We start from the raw sequence: 15,342 nt of genomic DNA on the forward strand, positions 1-15,342 counted from the left end.
ATATCTGTTCATCGGTGTGGATTTGTGAACAGATCGGCCGTAGGGTCGATGTCTGTGACCTACGACCACAGTTATGTCGAAGACTTTGCTTCGGGTGCGGGTGTGTTGGCTCCGCGGGCCCGGCTCGATGACGATTCCGCGCGCGTGGCGCTCGGCGGGGAGTGGAGTTTCCGGCTCTCGCCGAGTGTGGCCGAGGCGCCGGACGACCTGAAGGATCCCGATCTGTCCGGCTGGGACACGATTGTGGTGCCGGGGCATTGGCAGCTGGCGGGGTACGGCGCGCCGGCGTACACGAACATCGACTACCCGTTCCCGGTCGATCCGCCGCATGTGCCGACGGCCAATCCGACCGGCGACTACGTGCGTACCGTGCGTGTTCCGGCCGACTGGGACGGCTCCCGGATCGTGCTGCGGTTCGAGGGGGTCGACTCGCGGTTCGCGGTGTTCGTGGACGGGAATCCGGTCGGCTGGTCGTCGGGGTCGCGGTTGCCGAGCGAGTTCGAGATCACCGATTTGGTTGCTCCAGGCAATGAGGCGCAGATCGCGGTCCGCGTGCACCAGTGGTCCGCGGGCAGCTACGTCGAGGACCAGGACATGTGGTGGCTGTCCGGGATCTTCCGCGAGGTCAACCTGCTCGCGCTCAGGCCGCAGGCGCCGACCGACGTGTTCGTGCATGTCTCGTACGCCGATGGCGCGGGCACGGTGAAGGTCGATTCCGACGTACCGGGCACAGTTGTCGTCGAGGAGTTGGGCCTCGAGTTCCCGACCGGTTTCGAGACGCCGGTCGCAGCGGTTGAGCCGTGGAGTGCTGAGAGCCCGCGGCTTTATGACGCCGTACTCCGGACAGCCGGCGGCGCAGTCCGACTCAAGCTCGGGTTCCGCACGGTGGCGATCGTCGACGGTGTGCTGACCGTCAACGGCAATCGCGTGCTCTTCAACGGCGTCAACCGGCATGAGTTCCACCCGGATCGCGGTCGGGCGCTGACCGAGCAGGACATGCTTGACGACGTACTGATCATGAAGCGCGCCGGCATCAACGCCGTCCGCACCAGCCACTACCCGCCGCACCCGCATTTCCTCGATCTGTGCGACCAGTACGGCCTGTACGTCGTGGACGAATGCGATCTCGAGACGCACGGCTTCGGGTACGAGCCGCAGCCGCCGAAGCTGCCGAACCCGGTGATGGACGCGCGGTTCGAGGCCGACCTGGTCGAGCGGATGCGGCGGATGGTCGAGCGGGACAAGAACCACCCGAGCATCGTCATCTGGTCGCTCGGCAACGAGTGCGGGATGGGCGACAACCTCAAGTCGATGTACGCGTTCGCGCACGACCGCGATCCGTCGCGGCCGGTGCACTACGAGCGGGACACGCATGCGGAGTTCGTCGACATCTACTCGCAGATGTACACGTCGCCGGAGGATGTCGAGCGGATCGGGGCGGACAGTACGTCGTACCGGGGACTGCCGTTCATCCTGTGCGAGTACGGGCACGCGATGGGCAACGGGCCGGGTGGGTTGTCGGACTATCACGCGCTGTTCGAGAAGTACCCGCGCTGCCAGGGCGGTTTCATCTGGGAGTTCATCGACCACGGGCTGCGGACGACGGTCGACGGGCGGGAGTTCTACGCGTACGGCGGTGACTTCGGCGAGGAGATCCACGACGGCAACTTCGTCTGCGACGGCCTGCTGTTCCCGGACCGTACGCCGTCGCCCGGCATGCTCGAGTACATCAAGGTGATCGAGCCGGTGGTCATCACCGGCGACTCCACCGGTATCACCATCACCAACCGCCACGAGGTCCTGGACACCAGCCACCTCACCTTCCGGATTGCCACCGAGGTCGCAGGCGAGCGCGTCGCGTCAGACGCCCTGACGGTACCGCCGATCGCCGCAGGCAAGACCGTGACAGTCGAGCTGCCTGCGGGTATCGACGTACAGCCAGAGACTTGGGTGACCGTCACGGCGGAGCTGGCGGGGAACACCACCTGGGCCGAGGCGGGCCACCGCATCGCCTGGGGCCAGATCCGCCTGGACCAGCCGACTGGCGCCCGCCACGTGGGCGGCGCGCCCTCTTCTTCCTCCATCCCAGCCGAGGTCGCCGGAGGCGACGAGGCGCGGCATGCGCGGCAAGATGCCGGGGAGGACGTGGTTGCGGGGGTGCACGGCATTGATGTCGCCTCGCTTGGGGTCAGCAACCTGCGGCTGGATGTTTGGCGGGCTCCGATCGACAACGATGTGATTCCGGGGGTGGCGGACGCTTGGAAGGAAGCGGGGCTGCATCGGGTTCAGCAGCGGGTGGTGTCGGCTGGACTGGTTGATGGGGCTTGGGAGGTGGTGACTCGTACTGCGCCGCCGGCTCTCCAGTGGGGGCTGGTCGCTACCTGGCGGTGGACTCATCTCCAGGACGGGTCGGTAGTACTGGATCTGTCGGTGGAGCCTGATGGGCAGTACCCGGCGACCCTGCCGCGGCTGGGGATCACCTTCGAGTTGCCGAAGGTCGGGCAGGTTGAGTGGTTCGGTACTGGGCCTAGTGAGGCGTATGTCGACACCCGCGCGGCAGCGGTAGTCGGCAAGTACTCCGGGACAGTTGCTCAGCTGCAGACGGCGTACATCCGTCCGCAGGAGAACGGGCACCACATCGACACCCGCTGGGCCCAGCTGGACTCCCTGCGCGTCGAGGCGGCCCCCGACCTCTTCGGTCTGACCGTCCGCGACTGGACGTCAGCCGACCTGGCCAACGCGAAGCACGCCCCGGACCTGGTCGCAGGCGACACCACCTACGTCACCCTCGACTTGGCCCAGGCAGGCATCGGCTCCAACTCCTGCGGCCCGGCCCTTCCCGACCGCTACACCCTCCATACAGCTCCGGCCTCGATCTCCGTGCGCTTCGCCCGCTGACGAGATCAGGCGATGTGAGAGTTGTCGGCACACCCGACTAGGCTTTCGGGTGTGCCGGAGGTGTATGACCCGCTGACTGATCCTGCACCGGCGCATGACCTGCGCGCGGTGTTGCGGATCAGGGCGTTCCGGCGGCTCTGGATCGCGTTCGGGTTGTCGAGCCTGGGCGACTGGATCGGGTTGCTCGCGCTGACCGCGATGGCCAAGGCGTTCGCCGGGGACGACTACCAGGCGGCCAACTTCGCCATCGGCGGGGTGCTGTTCCTGCGGGTGCTGCCGGCGTTGGTGATGGGACCGGTCGCCGGTTGGGTGGCGGATCGGCTGGACCGGCGCTGGACGATGATCATCGGAGACCTGATCCGGGCGGCCTTCTTCGTCAGCATCCCGATCGTCGGCACGCTCACCTGGGTGCTGGTGGCGACCGTGCTGATCGAGATCGTCAGCCTGATCTGGGGGCCGGCCAAGGACGCCAGCGTGCCCAACCTGATCCCCCGGCACCGGCTCGAGGCGGCCAACCAGCTCAGCCTCATCACGACGTACGGGACGGCGTTGCCGGCGGCCGCGATCTTCACCGCGATCACCCTGGTCACCCGCGGTCTCGGCGACTTCTTCTCGATCAACTTGGCCGTCTACGTGAACGCGGCGACCTTCCTGATCTCCGGTCTGGCGATCGTCTCGGTCGCCGAGATCGGCCGGGCCGGCAGCCACGACCACGAAGACCACCCGACGCTGTGGCGCACGATGGTCGAGGGCTGGTCCTACGTCACCGGTACGCCGGTGGTCCGCGGACTCGTCGTCGGGATCTCGGGCGCGTTCGCGGCTGGTGCCGTGGTGATCGGGCTCGGCCGGACGTACGTGGAGGATCTGGACGCGGGCGATCCGGGGTACGGCGTGCTGTTCGGCGCTGTGTTCGGTGGGCTGGCGCTCGGGATGGGGTTCGCGCCGCGGCTGTTCTCGGGGCTGTCCCGGCGCAGGTTGTTCGCGGCGGGGCTGGTCGGGTCGGGAATCGGGCTGGCTGGGCTGGCGCTGATCCAGCAGCTCGAGATTGCCACGATGATCGCGATCGTGCTCGGCTTCTGCGCTGGGGCGTCGTGGGTCTCGGGGTACACGCTGCTTGGGCTCGAGGTGCCGGACAACGTGCGGGGGCGGACGTTCGCGTTCGTGCAGTCGGCGGTACGGACCGTGCTTGCCGTCACGCTGGCGGTTGCGCCGTTCGTGGCTGGCGCGATCGGTCGGCGTACGGTCAATCTGCCGGGCGATGGGTCGGTCACGTACAACGGCGCCTCGATGACGATGCTGATCGCCGCGATCCTGGCGGGTGTGATCGGGCTGGTCGCGTGGAAGCAGATGGACGATCGGCCGGGTGTGCCGTTCTGGCGGGATCTGCGGCGGAGCTTCGGGAAGACTCCTGGGGTGTATCCGACGACTGGACTGTTCATCGCGCTTGAGGGTGGTGAGGGCGCGGGTAAGTCGACGCAGTCCGCGCTGCTGGTCGAGTGGCTGAAGGAGCAAGGTCAACAGGTGCTGCTCACTCGCGAGCCTGGTGCGACCGATCTCGGCAAGAAGCTGCGCCAGATCGTGCTCGACCCGGCGACGGGGGATATCTCGCATCGGGCTGAGGCGCTCTTGTACGCCGCTGACAAGGCTGAGCATGTCGACTCGGTGATCAAGCCGACGCTGAAGTCGGGCGCGGTGGTGATCACTGACCGGTACGTCGATTCGGCGCTCGCGTACCAAGGGTCCGGGCGTGACTTGGATGTCGCCGACGTCGAGCGGGTGAACCGCTGGGCCACCGATGATCTGCGGCCCAACCTGACGATTTTGCTGGACCTGCCGCCGAAGAGCGGGCTCGGCCGCTTCGAGGAGCGGGACCGGATCGAGGCGCAGTCAGCCGACTTCCACGAACGCGTCCGGACGGCCTTCCTGGAACTGGCCGCCGGTGAGCCGCAGCACTACCTGGTACTCGACGCAACGCAGGACCGAGAGCAACTCGCCAAGCAGATCCAAGCCCGCCTACTCCCGATGCTCCCGCCGGTGCAGCAGCCGGTGGAGCCGCAGCAGGCAGGCGCGGAGGCTGACGCCGTGCAGCGGGAGGCCGGGCGGGAGTCGGAGGTGGGGCGGCAGTGAGTGTTTGGGATGACTTGGTGGGGCAGGAGCCTGCGGTTGAGGTGTTGCAGCGGGCCGTGGCTGGGGCGTCCGCGCGGTTGCGGGGTGAGAGTGGCAAGGCGACCGCCGGTATGACCCATGCGTGGCTGATTACGGGGCCGCCGGGGTCGGGGCGGTCTAATGCTGGGCGGGCCTTTGCTGCCGCGCTGCAGTGTTTGGATGGTGGGTGTGGGGAGTGCGCGGTTTGTCGTACTGCGCTTAACGGCGCGCATCCCGATGTCACGCTGATCCGTACCGAGATGCTGTCGATTCGGGTCAGTGAGATTCGCGAGCTGGTACGCCGGGCCGCGATGAGCCCGACGCAGGGGCGCTGGCAGGTGATGTTGATCGAGGATGCGGACCGGCTGACCGACCAGGCCGCCGACGCGTTGCTGAAGAGCATCGAGGAGCCGGCGCCGCGTACCGTCTGGGTGCTCTGCGCGCCGACCGTCGAGGACGTCGTACCGACGATCCGTTCGCGCTGCCGGTTGCTCGTCCTGCGAACCCCGCCGGTGGCCGCGGTCGCCGAGATGCTGACCCGGAAGTCCGGGATCGAGCCGGAGCTGGCCAGCTTCGCGGCTCGCGCGGCTCAGGGGCACATCGGGCGGGCCAAGGCGCTGGCGCGGGACGAGGTCGTCCGCGGCCGGCGGAACAAGGTGCTCGAGGTGCCGTTCGAGCTGCACGACATCGGCGCCTGCCTGAATGCGGCCCAACGGCTCGTCGACGCGGCGAAAGAGGAGTCGAAGGCGAGCGCCGCGAAAGTCGATGAGCAGGAGCGGACCGAACTCGAGCAGGCCCTCGGCGTCGGTACGAAGGGCGCCAAGCCGCGCGAGGCGGGCGCGGCCCTGAAGGAGCTCGAGGACGGGCAGAAGGCGCGCGCCAAACGCTGGGAACGCGACGTGCTCGATCGGTCGCTGGTCGATCTGATGGCCTTGTATCGCGATGTTCTGGTCGTTCAGACCGGTGCGGGAGCAGAACTGATCAACGCCGAGCTGGGCCAGGACATCCAGCGACTGGCGGCGCGGACCAGCCCCGAGCAGACCATCCGCCGGATCGACGCGCTGACCGGTTGCCGCGAGGCGATCGAGGGCAACGTCGCGCCGCTGCTCGCGCTCGAAGCGATGACGATCTCCCTGTTCGAGGGCTGAGACGCGCGTCTGAGTCGCGGACACGAATGTAACGAAGGCGAGGGTGCGCGCGATGTTGGGGTGGCGAGGCTGATCTGGACCCGCCAGTGTCGTTAACCCCCCGAAGGATGCATCTTTGACCCAACCGCCCTCGCCGATCCGGCCCGGACCGGTCCAGCACGGGCGGACTCCGCTTCCGTCGGCCGAGTCCTGGCTGGAGGGTGTGCCGACACCCGCGCAACGTCGGCTGGATCGCTATGCCGTGGTGGCGTTCGCGACCAGCCTGCCCGGGCTGGTGCCGATCGCGGCGGTGCTCGGGCTGATCGGGCTGCGGCGGATCAGCAAGTCGGGTGCGCGCGGGCGGCGGCTGGCGATCGGGGCGTTGGTGATCTGCGGGTGCTGGCTGATCGCGTTCGGGGTCGCTGCCGCGCTCAACCTGTACGGCGAACGCCGGGCCGGCATCGGGCGCAGTACGGGCATCTCGCAGGTGGAGGTGCAGCAGTGCTTCGACGCCGACCTCGAGGTGGCGACGTTGCGGCAGGTGACGATCGCGGACTGTGCCGTGCCGCACACGGGCGAGGGGTACGCGAAGGTCCGGGCGACGCTGACCGGGCTGTCCGCGGAGCAGAAGACGTCGGCGGCGACGCAGCAGTGCGCGACCGCCTTCCAGACCTTCGTCGGCAAGGCGTACGAGCAGTCCGAACTGGACATCTACTACGTCGTACTGGAGGATCGTGCCGTTGCTGACGGCAACGTGCTGTGCATGGTCGGTAAGCCCGGCGAACAGTTGACCGGCTCCATGCGCAATTCTCAGCGCTAGGGGGTCAGCGAGTGAGCAATCCATCCGAGCCGGATCGGGATTCGGACCGGCCGCAGGACGACGTGACGCGGCCGGTGCCGACGTACGGCGACCCGCCGACGGCGGAGTATCCGAAGCAGCTGCCGACGTACGGCCAGCCGCCGCAGCCCGAGCAGCCGCAGTACGGGCAACCCCAGGAGCCGCAGTACGGCCAGCCGCCGCAGCAGCCGCCTTACGGGCAGCCGCAGGCGCCGCAGTACGGGCAGCCCGGGTATGGGCAGCCGCAGCAGCCTGGGTACGGGCAGCCGAACCAGTACGGGCAGCCGCAGGCGCAGGGGTATGGCCAGCCGCAGTACGGGTCGGCACAGTACGGGCAAGGGCAGTACGGCCAGGCCCAGTACGGGCAGGGGCAGTATCCGGGGCAGGCGCCGGCGGCGTACGGCTATGGGTATCCGGGGGCGCAGGCCGACAAGACCAACAGCCTGGCGATCGCCTCGCTGGTGTGTGGGCTGGGCGGGCTGGTGATCGGGATCAGCGCGCCGATCGGCGTGATCCTGGGCATCATCGCGCTGATGCAGATCAAGAAGCGGAAAGAGTCCGGTACGGCGATGGCCGTCGTCGGCATCATCGTCGGCGGCCTGATCACCCTGCTCGGCATCGTGCTCATCCTGGCCTTGATCACCTTCCGCGACGCCAACGACTTCTAGCGCGAAACCGTACGTCCGACGCCGATCCATCCACGCCCGAACGCCAAACCGTCCACCACCGGACGGTTTGGCACGTAGTCTGGCGCGGTGGGCATGGTGATGGCGGTGTCGTTCGAGCGGTACGGGCGGCTGTACTACCTGGACCCCGGCCCGCACAGACCGCGGGTCGGGGAAAAAGTGCTGGTCCCGACCGACGACGGGCCCGAGGTCGCCGAGTGCGTGTGGGCGCCGCAGTACGTCACCGAGGAGATCGGTGGGCTGCCGCTGTGTGAGGGCGTCGCGACGCCGGCCGACCTCGACCGCGACGAGCAGAACCGGCAGCGCCGGGCCGATGCGCGGCTGACCGCCAAGCGGCTGATCCGAGAGCACGGGCTGCCGATGAAGGTGGTCGGCATCGACTTCGTGGATCGCCGGGCGGATGTCGACCAGCTGGTCATCGTGTACTTCTCCGCGCCGCACCGGGTGGACTTCCGGGAGCTGGTCCGCGATCTCGCCCGTGGGTTGCGGGCGCGGATCGAGCTGCGCCAGGTGGGTGCGCGCGATGAGGCGCGGCTGCAGGGTGGGATCGGGCCGTGTGGGCGAGATCTGTGTTGCGCGACCTTCCTGAAGGACTTCGAGCCGGTCAGTGTGCGGATGGCGAAGGACCAGGACCTGCCGCTCAACCCGCTGAAGATCTCGGGTGCCTGTGGGCGGTTGATGTGCTGCCTGAAGTACGAGCACCCGCTGTACCAGGAGTTCAACGCCAAAGCCCCGGCCACCGGTACGCAGGTGGAGACCCCCGCGGGTGACGGCGTCGTCGTCGGGCACAACGTCCCGAGCGACACGGTAGTAGTCCGCCTAGCCGCCTCAGGCCGCCGCTGCGCCTGCAGCCGCGCAGACGTCTGCTCCCCCCGCCAGCAGTACGAAGCCTCCGACACCACCACTCCAGACGCTCCACCGGTAGTACCAGCACAGCCGGTCGAGATCGAGTTGTCGGTACCGCCGGCCGAGCCCGAGGTATCGGTGGAGGCAGATGAGCCCGCCAAGCCGCGTCGCAAGCCGCGCCGGCGTCGCAGGTTGAGTCAGGGTGAAGGTGACAACGCAGGGCCGGAATCGGACGAGGGTACGGGAGATAGTTCGCTGTGATGATTCGTCGGGCGACTGTGGTTGTTGTTGGGCTTGCGGTGCTGGTGGCGGGGTGTGGGGTGGCTAGCCGGGCTCAGGACGCCGACGGGTCTGGTGGGAGTGACCCGAGTACTGCGCCTAAGGGGCCGGCTGGGCCGGTACCGGCGGGGCTGGAGAAGTTTTACGGGCAGCAGGTGGATTGGCAGCGGTGTGGGTCGGGGAACCAGTGCGCGACCATCAACGTGCCGCTGGATTACAGCAAGCCGGATGGCAAGACGATCGAGTTGCGGGCGCGCAAGGTGCCTGCGCGGGATCGGACCGGGAAGATCGGGACGCTGTTCATCAACCCGGGTGGGCCGGGTGCGTCCGGGCAGGAGTTCGCGGCGTCGGCCGGGTTCGTGCTCGGGGCGCCGCTGCTGCGGAAGTTCGACGTGATCGGCTGGGATCCGCGCGGAGTGGCCGACTCGACGCCGGTGCGCTGTCTCGACACCGAGCAGCTCGACAAGTTCATCGCCACCGACGGGAGCCCGGACGACGACGCCGAGATCGACGCGCTGAACACCCAGGCCAAGGCGCTCGCGGACGGCTGTGAGCAGCGCTCCGGCGACCTGCTGCCGCACGTCTCCACCAAGGACGCCGCCCGCGACATCGACGTACTGCGTGGAATCGTCGGCGACCAGGAGCTCTACTACCTCGGGATGTCGTACGGGACGCTGCTCGGCGCGACCTACGCGGAACTGTTCCCGAAGAACGTCGGCCGGCTGGTCCTCGACGGAGCGGTCGACCCGTCGAAGTCGTCCGAGGACAACAACCTGGCCCAGGCGAAGGGCTTCGACACCGCGCTGGACGCCTTCGCCGAGGACTGCGCGCAACGGTCCTGCCGGCTCGGGAGTTCCAAGGCCGAAGTACTGGCGAAGATCGACAAGCTGATCAACGACTCCGACGCCACCCCGCTGCCGGGCGACGGCGACCGGCAGGTGACGCAGGCGCTCGTCGTGCTGGGCGTGATCTTCCCGCTGTATGTGAAGGACTACTGGCCTCGGCTCGAGGACGCGGTGGTCGACGGCCTCGCGGGCAAGGGCGCGCGACTGCTGGCGCTGGCCGACGAGTACACCGACCGTACGCCGAAGGGCTACGGCAACAACCAGAACGAGGTGATCTACGCGGTCAACTGCATCGACCGCCCGGACCTCACCTCGGTCGCGGAGGGCAAAGCGGACGCGGCGAAGTTCAAGGCCGCCTCGCCACGGTTCGGCTCGTTCCTGCTCTGGGGCTCGCTGCCCTGCGCGAACTGGCCGGTCAAGCCGGAGGACAAGCCGCACAAGATCACCGCGGCCGGCTCCAAGCCGATCGTCGTCGTCGGCACTACGCGCGACCCGGCGACGCCGTACGACTGGGCGGTCGGGCTCGCCGGGCAACTGGAGAACGGCGTGCTGATCACCCGTGACGGCGATGGCCACACCGGCTACAACGAGGGCAACCAGTGTGTCGACGATGCCGTCGAGACCTACCTGCTGAAGGGCACCCCGCCCGCCACTGACATCAAGTGCTGACTAGTTAGGTCGAGTGTCGCCGACGTCCGTGCCGGAGATCTGCAGGGTGTCGGTGGCCTTCGCCAGGACGGCACGCAGGCCGGCCTCGTCCTGCGGGCGGCCGCCGACGGTGATCTCGACCAGCGTGCGGTTGCCGTCGGGGGCCGGGCGGAAGCTGGACAGGCCCATCCGCGGGCCGCGGGTCTGATCGGTGTAGGTGTAGATCAGCGTGCCGTCGTCGCGGCTGATGACGTTGAGGTCCTTCTCGTCGATGCTCTTCTCGCGGGCGGCCACCATCTCGTCCGGGCTCTGCTTGCTGCCGCGGGTGTCGAAGCGGATCTGCCAGACGCCAGTCGGATCGACGTACTTCGGTCTGGTGCCGCCGGTCGCGCTCTTCCAGCCGGTCGGGACGTCCGCGGTCGCCGGCGCGTCGTCGGAGCCGAACGCCTGGGACGTGAACTGGAGCGAGTCGGCCTGCAGCCCGTCGCCGGTCTTCGGCGTATCGGTCGGCTGGCTGGTCACCACCTGGCTCGACGTGGGGTCGTCCCCACCGCGTGAGTTGATCGCCAGTACGGTGCCGAAGACGGCGACTCCTACGGTCATTCCCGCAAGCGTCGCCACTAGCGCCTGGTGCCTGGGCGTGAGCATCCCGACCTCACTTCCGCGTCTCGGTGCGCTTCTCGATTATCGGGTACGAAGGGGGCTTGGGCGAAACCGCGTACCGTATGCGCCTGTGGAGATGGACGAAGCACTGCGCCGGTACGACGCCGGCGACGCCGGTCGCGCCGAACTCAAACTGCTGGTCAAGGAGCTGCTGAAGCTCCTGGTCGCGAAGGCGCCCGGCCATGCGGTGGAGGTCCGCGTCCCGCCGTACGGAGCGGTCCAGTGCATCGAAGGCCCCCGCCACACCCGAGGCACCCCCGGCGCAGTCATCGAGATGCCCGCCGACATCTGGATAGATCTGGCCCTCGGACGAACCACCTGGTCGGATGCTCGCCTCACCGGCAAGGTCCGAGCCTCCGGAGAGCGCACTGATCTCACCCACCTCCTCCCTCTCCTCTCCAACTGAAAGTCCGCCGCGGCGCTGCGCGCCGCGGCGGACGATGTTGAAGGCTGGGCCTGGGCTGGCTGGACTACTTGGCGGACCACACCGTGGTGCGGCCCACTACGAGGTCGAGGGCGCCTGTGTCGCGGAGGACCAGCACCCCGTCTTGGGTGGTGGCTTTGGCGGACCAGAGGGTCTGCTTCTCACCGGAGAGGACTGCGAAGCCGCCTAGGTCGTCGCCCTGGACCAGGGCGTAGGAGCCGGGGTGGCCGGCGGTCTTGCTGTGCCACAGGACCGTCTTGCCGTTCTTCAGCAGCTGGAGGTCACCGGTCGTCTGCATCTTGAGCGTGTAGACGTGGTTGCGCGAGATCATCACGTTGTCGGTCCGGAGCGCCTCCAGCTGACCCATCGTGCCGAGGATCATGTGGTGGTTCCAGATGGCGATGCCCTTGGAGTTGTAGAGCGACAGGACGCCGTCGTTGTGCAGGATCAGGTTCGCGTTGGGGGCGTTCGTGCCGAGCTTCCAGATCGTCGTCCGGCCGTAGATGAGGACCAGGTCGCCGTCCGCCTGCAGCCGCAGGACCGCACCCGGCTTGGAGACCGGCGTCGTCCAGGTCGCGTTGTAGCCGGGACCACGGGTCAGCTCGGCCCAGCCTTGGGCGTCCATCCTGAGCACGTACTTGCCGTCGTTCGACCGGAGGTACTGGCCGACCTTCAGCGACTGGCCCGGCTTCAGCGTGTCGGAGACGTACGAGGCCTGAGTAGTGGACGTGGTGGCGGCGCTGGCCGGTGCGACGGCCAGTACCGCAGTACCGGTGGCAAGTGCCGCGGCAGAGGCGGCGAGAGCGACGGTGGCGCGCAGCTTGTTCTTGAACATCTGAAGTGATCCCCCTAGGTCTGAAGCTTTCAAGGGATATGACGCCACCGCCGCCCAACTGGTTCGTTCAGTGCAGCTTCTTCACCAGCGTGCGTCCCCAGATCAGCACCAGTGAGCCGTCGTCGCGGACCTGCACGACGGTGCCGGGCTTCTTGCTGCCGGCCGTCCAGGTCGGGAGGTTGAAGTTGTTGTAGACGGCGAAGGTGCCGTCCGCCGTCAGCCTGGCGATCGAGTCCGGGGTCTTGCTGGGATCGGGCGCCCGCCACAGCAGGGTCTTGTTGTTCTTCATCAGCTCGAGGTCGCCGTTGGGCCGCAGCTGGAGGGTGTAGACCTTCGACGGCGAGAACACCGACAACGCGATGTTGCGCGGGCCGGCCGCGAAGAGCTCGGTGCCCGGCCACATGGTCTCGATCACCATGTGCCGGTTCCAGACCGACTTGCCCTGCGGAGTCAGGATCTTCAGCAGGCCGTCGGTCGGGAGCACGAGCTTGGCCTTCGGGCTCGCCTTGGCGCCGCCGCTCCAGACCTTGGTCCGGCCGTAGATGATGCTCAGGCTGCCGTCGGTCTCCATCCGCAGGACGGAGCCCTTACGCCCGGTGTCGATGGCCCACTCATAGGTACCAGTGCCCGGCCGGAGCAGTTCCAGCCGGCCGGTGGCCCGCATCACGAGGATCCACTGCTGGTCCTTGGAGCGGATGTACTGACCGGCCGTCAGCCGCTGGCCAGGGAGTAGCTGGTCGGCGACCGCTGTGGCCGAGGTGGGAGCTGCTTGGGCGGCGGGGCTGACCACCAAGGCGGCTGCGGTGGCCAGCGCGGCGGTGAGGAGTGCGGTGAATGCCTTCATTTGTCCGACGGTAGGGCTTCGATCGGCCAAAAACGCCGGACCGCCGTTGCAGGTTGATGCAACGGCGGTCCGCAGTGGTGCGGGGGTGTTGGTCAGCGACCGCCGGTGCCGCTGGCCCAGACCGGGGTACGGCCGTAGACGACGACCAGGTTGCCGTCGTCCTGCATCTGCAGGACCGAGCCCTTGCGGTTCGTCTTGCTGGACCACAGGGCCTTCTTCTTGGCGGTGTAGACGACGAAGTTGCCGTCGGTCTGCATGGTCGCGAACGCGCCCTTGCTGATCGTCCGGGTGCTCCAGATCGGCGTCTTGCCGTTCTTCACGATCACCGCGTTGCCGTCGGACTGCATCTGCAGCCGGAAGACCCGGTTGTGCGAGTACAGCAGTTGGTTCGTCGGCAGCACCCGTCCGGCGCCGAGGGTGACCAGCACCATCCAGCGCGTCCAGGCTGCCTTGCCGCGGGAGTTGTAGATCACCAGGTTGCCGTCGTTCTGCACGGCCAGGGTCGAGTTGGTGCTGCCGTGCGTGCCGCTGGCCCAGACCGGCGTACGACCGGAGAGGACGACCAGGTTGCCGTCCTTCTGCATCACGATCGCCGACGACTTCTTGTTCGTCACCGTGCTCCAGACCGGGGTCTTGCCGTTCTTGTAGAGCACCGCGTTGCCGTCGGTCTGCATGACGAAGGTGTAGATGCCGCTCTTCGAACGACGGTACTGCCCCGGCTTCAGGATCTGGCCGGGCTTCAGCAGGTCGCTCACAGCGGCCGTGGTCGAGGCCTGGGCGGTAGCGCTGGTGTTCGCCTGAGCGGCTGCCGGGACGAGCAGCGCAGTACCGGCGACTGCCGCACCGGTGGCGAAGACGGCCAACGCCCGGGCATGGGCTTTGAGATTCGAGATCATGCGGCCGACAGTAGGGCGGAAATGGGTTCATCCAGAGCCGATGCAGGTGTCACTATGTGCCAGTGGCAACAAGTTTCCGGACCCGGCTGGCCCGCCTGAAGATCGATCTGACGCCGTGGCGGGGGTCGCGGGACTTCCGGATCCTGGTGATCTCCGGCTCGGTCTTCTTCCTCGGCGGCATGGTCGGTTACGTGGCGCTGCCGTTCCAGCTGTACCAGCTGACCGGCTCGAACTTCGCGGTCGGCGCGATGGGCCTGGTGACGATCGTTCCGCTGGTCGTCTTCGGCCTGTACGGCGGTGCGCTGGCCGACCACGTCGACCGCCGCAAGATGCTGATCGCGACCGGTATCGCCCAGGCCCTCATCTGCGCGCTGATGCTCAGCAACTCGTTGCTGGCCCACCCGCAGGTCTGGCTGATCTACGTCTGCGGCGGGCTGAACGCGATCGCCACCTCACTCCAGCGGCCGAGCCGGGAGGCGCTCTTCCCGCGGGTGGTCAAGCACGAAGAGATGGCCGCCGGCGTGGCGCTGATGTCGCTGACGATGCAGATCGGGCAACTCGCCGGTCCCGCGCTGGGCGGCGTACTGGTCGGCACGGCCGGGGTGACCTGGGCTTTCGCGATCGAGCTGACCGGTCTGGTGATCGCGACCTGCCTGTACGCCGGGCTCGGGTCGTACAAGTCGAGTGAGCACAGCAAGCCGCCGAGCCTGCGCGGGATCGGCGAGGGCATCGTCTACGCCTACCGGCGCAAGGACCTGCTCGCCACCTACTTGGTCGACATGGTCGGGATGTTCCTGGCGATGCCGATCGTGTTGTTCCCCGCGTTCGCGACCGACATCCTGAAGGAGCCGAAACTGCTCGGTCTCCTCTACAGCGCCGAGGCGATCGGCGCGATGTGCGCGAGCCTGACGAGCGGCTGGGCCAAGCGCGTGCACCACCAGGGCCGGGCCGTCGTCTGCGCGACGATTGTCTGGGGAGCGTCGGTCGGGATCGCCGGGCTGGCGCCGAACATCTGGTTCGCGATCGGCTTCTTCGCGATCGCGGGCGGCGCCGACATGGTGTCGGTGCTGTTCCGGTCGGTGATCTGGAACCAGACCATCCCGGACGAGATGCGCGGCCGGCTGGCCGGGATCGAGATGCTCGGCTACTCACTCGGCCCGCTCGGCGGTCAGGCGCGTTCTGGGCTGGTGGCCGACCTGACGACCGTACGGACCGCCATCGTCAGCGGTGGCGCGCTCTGTGTCGTGGGAGTCGTCGGTACTGCGGTCTGGCTGCGTGAGTTCTGGCGGTACGACTCGCGGACCGACGAACACGCGATCCGCGAGCGTGACCTCCGGGGCGGAGTACAACCCACGGGGTAGCTTCGGG

Annotated in this window: 13 protein-coding genes; 9 read left to right on the forward strand and 4 right to left on the reverse strand. The window is 67.9% G+C overall.

Going from position 1 to position 15,342, the window contains the following annotated elements; genetic code table 11:
* The first annotated feature begins 48 nt into the window (after nt 1-48).
* The 7 genes from OHA70_RS14980 to OHA70_RS15010 all read left to right on the forward strand — a co-directional run bounded on the left by OHA70_RS14980 (nt 49) and on the right by OHA70_RS15010 (nt 10,333).
* Complete coding sequence (locus OHA70_RS14980; protein WP_328332832.1) at nt 49-2,898, forward strand: glycoside hydrolase family 2 TIM barrel-domain containing protein; 2,850 nt, start codon at nt 49-51, stop codon at nt 2,896-2,898.
* Nucleotides 2,899-2,949: 51 nt separating this feature from the next.
* Complete coding sequence (tmk, locus tag OHA70_RS14985; RefSeq protein WP_328332834.1) at nt 2,950-5,025, forward strand: dTMP kinase; 2,076 nt, start codon at nt 2,950-2,952, stop codon at nt 5,023-5,025.
* The gene (locus tag OHA70_RS14990; RefSeq protein ID WP_328332836.1) at nt 5,022-6,191 is read left to right on the forward strand and encodes a DNA polymerase III subunit delta'; all 1,170 of its coding nucleotides are present in this window, start codon (nt 5,022-5,024) and stop codon (nt 6,189-6,191) included. The genes tmk and OHA70_RS14990 overlap by 4 nt, the downstream gene beginning before the upstream one ends.
* A gap of 115 nt (nt 6,192-6,306) precedes the next feature.
* Nucleotides 6,307-6,990, forward strand: coding sequence for a DUF4190 domain-containing protein (locus tag OHA70_RS14995; protein WP_328332838.1), 684 nt, complete (start codon nt 6,307-6,309; stop codon nt 6,988-6,990).
* Between the two features lie 11 nt (nt 6,991-7,001).
* Nucleotides 7,002-7,676 (forward strand): DUF4190 domain-containing protein, encoded by a 675-nt coding sequence (locus OHA70_RS15000; protein WP_328332840.1) that lies wholly within the window; start codon nt 7,002-7,004, stop codon nt 7,674-7,676.
* A 93-nt stretch (nt 7,677-7,769) separates the two neighbouring features.
* Nucleotides 7,770-8,801 carry a PSP1 domain-containing protein gene (locus tag OHA70_RS15005; RefSeq protein WP_328335132.1) on the forward strand — a complete coding sequence of 344 codons (1,032 nt, stop codon included), beginning with the start codon at nt 7,770-7,772 and terminating at the stop codon, nt 8,799-8,801.
* A complete protein-coding gene (locus tag OHA70_RS15010) occupies nt 8,801-10,333 on the forward strand; it encodes an alpha/beta hydrolase (RefSeq protein ID WP_328332842.1) in 1,533 nt (510 codons plus the stop codon). Before OHA70_RS15005 ends, OHA70_RS15010 begins: the two co-directional genes overlap by 1 nt.
* Here OHA70_RS15010 and OHA70_RS15015 read toward each other — a convergent pair whose 3' ends face one another.
* Entirely contained in the window at nt 10,334-10,915 is a 582-nt protein-coding gene (locus tag OHA70_RS15015; RefSeq protein ID WP_328332844.1) for a hypothetical protein, read from the reverse strand.
* Between the two features lie 136 nt (nt 10,916-11,051).
* Between OHA70_RS15015 and OHA70_RS15020 the strand changes: the two genes are divergently transcribed.
* Nucleotides 11,052-11,381, forward strand: a complete 330-nt coding sequence (locus OHA70_RS15020; RefSeq protein WP_328332846.1) for a sterol carrier family protein — start codon at nt 11,052-11,054, stop codon at nt 11,379-11,381.
* 64 nt (nt 11,382-11,445) lie between these two features.
* Here OHA70_RS15020 and OHA70_RS15025 read toward each other — a convergent pair whose 3' ends face one another.
* The 3 genes from OHA70_RS15025 to OHA70_RS15035 form a co-directional block, all read right to left on the reverse strand.
* Nucleotides 11,446-12,234, reverse strand: coding sequence for a hypothetical protein (locus OHA70_RS15025; protein ID WP_328332848.1), 789 nt, complete (start codon nt 12,232-12,234; stop codon nt 11,446-11,448).
* A 67-nt stretch (nt 12,235-12,301) separates the two neighbouring features.
* Complete coding sequence (locus OHA70_RS15030) at nt 12,302-13,078, reverse strand: hypothetical protein (RefSeq protein WP_328332850.1); 777 nt, start codon at nt 13,076-13,078, stop codon at nt 12,302-12,304.
* Between the two features lie 92 nt (nt 13,079-13,170).
* Nucleotides 13,171-13,974, reverse strand: coding sequence for a hypothetical protein (locus tag OHA70_RS15035; RefSeq protein WP_328332852.1), 804 nt, complete (start codon nt 13,972-13,974; stop codon nt 13,171-13,173).
* A gap of 62 nt (nt 13,975-14,036) precedes the next feature.
* On the opposite strand from OHA70_RS15035, the gene OHA70_RS15040 reads away from it, so the two are divergent.
* Nucleotides 14,037-15,335, forward strand: a complete 1,299-nt coding sequence (locus tag OHA70_RS15040; protein WP_328332854.1) for an MFS transporter — start codon at nt 14,037-14,039, stop codon at nt 15,333-15,335.
* The last annotated feature ends 7 nt before the right edge of the window (nt 15,336-15,342 follow it).

The organism is Kribbella sp. NBC_00382 (genome assembly GCF_036067295.1).
GTDB lineage: Bacteria > Actinomycetota > Actinomycetes > Propionibacteriales > Kribbellaceae > Kribbella.